Origin of the sequence: Streptomyces durocortorensis (genome assembly GCF_016901035.1) — a bacterium.
GTDB lineage: Bacteria > Actinomycetota > Actinomycetes > Streptomycetales > Streptomycetaceae > Streptomyces > Streptomyces durocortorensis.
On record NZ_JAFEUF010000366.1, the window covers coordinates 310 to 4,882 of the forward strand.

5 protein-coding genes are annotated in these 4,573 nt (G+C 70.6%); 2 read left to right on the forward strand and 3 right to left on the reverse strand.

Features of this window, described 5'->3' with window-relative positions:
* Positions 1-157: 157 nt before the first annotated feature.
* Positions 158-388, reverse strand: a complete 231-nt coding sequence (locus JS521_RS33830; protein WP_205086712.1) for a hypothetical protein — start codon at positions 386-388, stop codon at positions 158-160.
* A 58-nt stretch (positions 389-446) separates the two neighbouring features.
* Here JS521_RS33830 and map point away from each other — a divergent pair, with 58 nt between their 5' ends.
* Positions 447-1,304 carry a type I methionyl aminopeptidase gene (gene map / locus JS521_RS33835; RefSeq protein WP_205086713.1) on the forward strand — a complete coding sequence of 286 codons (858 nt, stop codon included), beginning with the start codon at positions 447-449 and terminating at the stop codon, positions 1,302-1,304.
* Between the two features lie 206 nt (positions 1,305-1,510).
* The gene (locus tag JS521_RS33840) at positions 1,511-2,176 is read left to right on the forward strand and encodes a biliverdin-producing heme oxygenase (RefSeq protein ID WP_205086714.1); all 666 of its coding nucleotides are present in this window, start codon (positions 1,511-1,513) and stop codon (positions 2,174-2,176) included.
* 31 nt (positions 2,177-2,207) lie between these two features.
* Here the strand turns inward: JS521_RS33840 and JS521_RS33845 are convergent, their stop codons facing one another.
* Together JS521_RS33845 and JS521_RS33850 are read right to left on the reverse strand one after the other, a co-directional pair.
* Positions 2,208-2,885 carry a PhzF family phenazine biosynthesis protein gene (locus JS521_RS33845; protein WP_205086715.1) on the reverse strand — a complete coding sequence of 226 codons (678 nt, stop codon included), beginning with the start codon at positions 2,883-2,885 and terminating at the stop codon, positions 2,208-2,210.
* 113 nt (positions 2,886-2,998) lie between these two features.
* Positions 2,999-4,573, reverse strand: a 1,575-nt coding sequence (locus JS521_RS33850; protein ID WP_205086716.1) for an HtaA domain-containing protein, incomplete at its 5' end; no start/stop codon positions are given.

Sequence of the window (4,573 nt, forward strand, 5' to 3'; positions counted from 1 at the left end):
TGCTGGGCTGGTGGGCGTTTGGGCGGGGGGGGGGGGGGGGGGGGGGCGGGGGGGGGGGGGGGGGGGCCGGGGGGGCCCCCCCCCCCCCCCCCCGCTCCTCAAACGCCGGAGGGGCTGGTTCGGCTGCCTCAAGTGCCGGCGGGCTCCAAAGACGTCCTCAATCGCCGGACGGGCTGGAACGGTCCTCGTCGTGCCACTTCGGGTCCGTGTCCCACTCCAGGTTGCGGTCGCGGGCGGTGTCCATCGCGTGTTGGGCCGCCTCGCGGGAGGTGTAGGGGCCGAACCGGTTCTGCGCCGGGCACTCCGGGCCTTCCTCGACCTTCTTGTGTTCCAGGCAGTAGTACCATTCGCCCGGTTTGCCGACCGTGCGCTTCTTGAACAGGGCCATCGACGGCTCCTTTCCTCCCTGCCATGGTGCCCCGAGGGCGCTGGTTAGACTCGCTGGCATGTCTGGCCAGTCGCTTCTCGTACCAGGGGAGATCACTCCCGTCCGTTCCGTACCCGGAAACATCCGGCGTCCCGAGTACGTTGGGAAGCCGGCTCCGACGCCGTACACCGGCCCGGAGATCCAGGACACCGACACCATCGAGCGGATGCGCATCGCGGGCCGTATCGCCGCGCAGGCGATGGAGGAGGCCGCCAAGCACATCGCCCCGGGCGTCACCACGGACCAGCTCGACAAGGTCGCCCACGACTTCATGGTCGACCATGGCGCCTACCCCTCGACGCTCGGCTACCGCGGCTTCCCGAAGTCGCTGTGCACCTCGCTGAACGAGGTCATCTGCCACGGCATCCCCGACTCCACCGTGCTGCGCGACGGCGACATCGTGAACCTCGACGTCACCGCGTACATCAACGGGGTGCACGGCGACAACAACGCCACCTACCTCTGCGGCGACGTGGACGAGGAGTCCCGGCTGCTCGTCGAGCGCACCCGGGAGTCGCTGAACCGGGCCATCAAGGCGGTCAGGCCGGGGCGGCAGATCAACGTCATCGGCCGGGTCATCGAGTCGTACGCGAAGCGGTTCGGCTACGGGGTCGTCCGCGACTTCACCGGGCACGGGATCAACACCTCGTTCCACTCCGGCCTGATCATTCCGCACTACGACAGCCCGCACGCCACCACGGTGATGCAGCCCGGCATGACGTTCACCATCGAACCGATGCTGACGCTGGGCACCCACGAGTACGACCAGTGGGAGGACGGCTGGACCGTGGTGACGAAGGACCGGAAGCGAACGGCCCAGTTCGAGCACACGCTGGTCGTCACGGAGACCGGGGCGGAGATCCTCACCCTTCCGTAATCACCCCAAACTGTCCGTTACCGGGCCCCCTGCTCCTTCGTGGCGTATTTTTTTACCGACAAGCAGTCGGGAACCAGTTGACTTAGGTAAGCCTAAGTAGGAGGATCGGCGTACCGGCACGCGCCGCCGCACCGTCGCGGCAACCACCTGCCGATATTTCCGTCTGTTTCTGGACTTCCCGTCCCCTCGGTCCCCGGAGGCCCGCCTTGGACGCAACCGCCACCGTCACTCCCTTCTCGACGCTCATCCGCACCGCGTCGCACGAGCAGCACACCGAGGCCGAGACCTCGACCTTCATGAGTGACCTCCTCGGCGGGCGACTGGGAGTGGACGCGTACACGCGCTACACCGAGCAGCTGTGGTTCGTGTACCGGGCGCTGGAGGACGGCGCTCAGGCCCTGCGCGACGACCCGGTCGCCGGTCCGTTCATACAGCCCGAGCTGATGCGCTCCACCGAGCTGGAGCGCGACCTCGCCCATCTGCGCGGGGCCGACTGGCGCGAGGGCCTTGAGCCGCTGCCCGCCACCGCGGCGTACGCGGCCCGGGTCACGGAGTGCGCGCGCACCTGGCCCGCCGGGTACATCGCCCACCACTACACGCGTTACCTCGGCGACCTGTCGGGCGGTCAGATCATCCGCGACAAGGCGGAGAAGACCTGGGGCTTCGAGCGCAAGGGCGACGGCGTCCGGTTCTACGTCTTCGAGCAGATCACCAACCCGGCCGCCTTCAAGCGGGGTTACCGCGAGCTGCTGGACGGCGTGAACGCGGACGACCTGGAGAAGCAGCGCATCATCGAGGAGTGCAAGCGCGCCTTCGCGCTGAACACCGCGGTCTTCCGCGAGCTGGGCGAGGTCTTCCCCCTCAGCGCCTAGTCACTCGTCCACGGCTCGCCGCCGCCCGGGTTCAGCCCCGGGCGGCCATCAGGACGCGGCCCCCGACCTCCACCGTGCCGTCCGGCGCGGGTGCGGTGAGGATCTGGGAGCCGCGTCCTTGTGTGATGTTCAGGGCCCGGCCGAGGTGGGCGCTGAGCAGCAGGGCCGCAGCGCCCGTCGCCTCGTCCTCGACGATCCCGCTCTCCTCGCCCCGCCTCGGGAAGGCCCGCGCCCGGACCCGTCCGGCCGCCTCGTCCTCCCACGCCCAGGCGTAGAGCCAGCCCTCGCCGGGCGGCGGTCCCGGCAGCGCCTCGACCTCGGCGGCGCTCGCGTACTGCTGGAGCGTGCGCGGCGGAACCCACTCGGGGCGGGCGGTGATCCAGGTGAACTCCCCGTCCTGGCGCGCGAACACGTCCCCGACGGCCAGTTCCAGGATCTCCAGGTCCAACAGCCAGGCGGTGCCCACCAGCGGGTGCCCCGCGAACGGCAGCCGTAGCCCCGGGGTGTGGATGTCCACCCGGCCGCGCTCCGGATCGTCGACGAACACGGTCTCGCTGAAACCCAGTTGCCGGGTCAGCCGCTGCCGGGACGCCTCGTCGGGGTGGCCGCTTCCGTCGCGTACGACGCCGAGGGCGTTGCCGTGCCGGCCGTCCGGTCCGCAGAACACCCGCAGGACGTCGATGCCCCGGGGTACGTCGTAGTCGTTCACGGGGGCATTCAAGCACTGGTGGGCGGCGGTACGGGAACCGGGCGGACATGGCCGCGGGGCCGTACCGGCGAGCACTGCTGCCGCCGGTACGGCCCCGTGGATGTGCGGGTGGGTCAGGCGGTGGTGTCGCGGCGGCGGCGCGCCGCGATCACGACGCCGGCGCCGGCCGCCACGACGACGCCGGAGGCGGCGATCAGGGCGCCGGTCGGGACGTCGGAGCCGGTTGCGGCCAGGGAGCCGGAGCCGCCGACCGAACCGCCGACCGAACCGCCGGTGGAGCCGCCGCCGACCGTGCCGCCGCCGGTGGTGGAACCGCCGGTCGTGGAGCCGCCGGTGGAGCCCGAACCGCCGGTGGTGGAACCGCCGGTGGTGGAACCGCCGGTGGAGTCGCCCGGGAGCTGGGCGTTCTTGTCGACGGAGACCGCGACGTTCAGCGCGTCGAGCGCCTCGCCCTTCTCGTAGAAGCCGCCGAACGCCTTGGCGCCGTCCGCGGTGAGCGTCGCCGGGATGTTCTTGAGGTTCACGATGCCGCCCTTGGCGGCGAGCGCGCCGGCGGGCACCTTCAGGTCGGCCAGGGACAGGGCGGTGAACTTGCTGACCTTGCCGGTCGTCTGGTTCTTGGAGGAGACGTCGGCGAGGAGCGTGCCGGAGGCGTCCGCGATGTCGACCTTCAGGTTGCTGAGGGACAGGTCGAGGAGGTACTCGCCCTGGGTCTCGTGGCCGAGGAAGCGCACCTTGCCCTTGAACGCGGCGTCCAGGGTGTTCTTGTCGGCGTCGAGAAGGCCGGTCGCCTTGGTGAAGCGGTAGCCGTCGCCGTTGGCGGACGCGCCGTCGCTCGTCTGGATCTTGCCGTGGGCGATGTTGCCGACGACGTACTTGCGGAACGCCTCCCTGACGCCCCAGTTGAGGGTGCCGTCGACGACCGGGCCGCTGACCGGCGCGGCGGTCTCGGAGGCGGTCGGGGCGGGCTCGGTGCTGGGCTTCTCGGTGGGCTTGCCCGTCGGCTTGTCGGTCGGCTTGTCCGTGGGCTTATCGGTGGGCTTGTCCGTGGGCTTGTCCGTGGGCTTATCGGTGGGCTTGTCCGTAGGGGGCGTCGACGGGGTCTTCACGGACAGCGTCGCCGGGTCGAGCTCGGTGCCCACCTTGTACATGCCGCCGAAGGCGTCCGAGCCGTCGGCCGTCAGCTTGGCGGGGATGTCGGCGAAGACCATCGCGCCGCCCGCGCCGCCGCCCCGCTTGGCCTTGGTCATGTCCAGGTCGGCGATGGGCGCGTCGTTCTTGCTGACGACGGTGCCGTCCATCTTCTTGCTGGTGAAGTCGGCGGTGATTGTGCCGGTCTCCCGGCCCGTGGCGACCTTGACGTCGCTCACCCGGACGTCGAGCAAGCCGTGGTGGCCCTCGAACCGGACGCCGCCCTTGAACGCGGTGTCGGAGGCGTGCGTCCCGGTGTCGTAGGAGCCCTTGCCGTCGACGAAGGTGAACACCCCGTTGTCCGCGGCCTGCTTGGCGCCGTCCGCGAGGGTGATCTTGCCCTGCGCGATCGGGCCGACCAGGTAGTCGCGGAACTTCTCCTTGATGCCCCAGTCCAGGGTGCCGTCCACCAGCTCCAGCTTCGGGGCGGCGGCGGGCGGGGCGGCCTCGGAGTTGTCGGCGGCGAGTGCGGGGAGGGCGAAGGTCGCGCCCAGGAC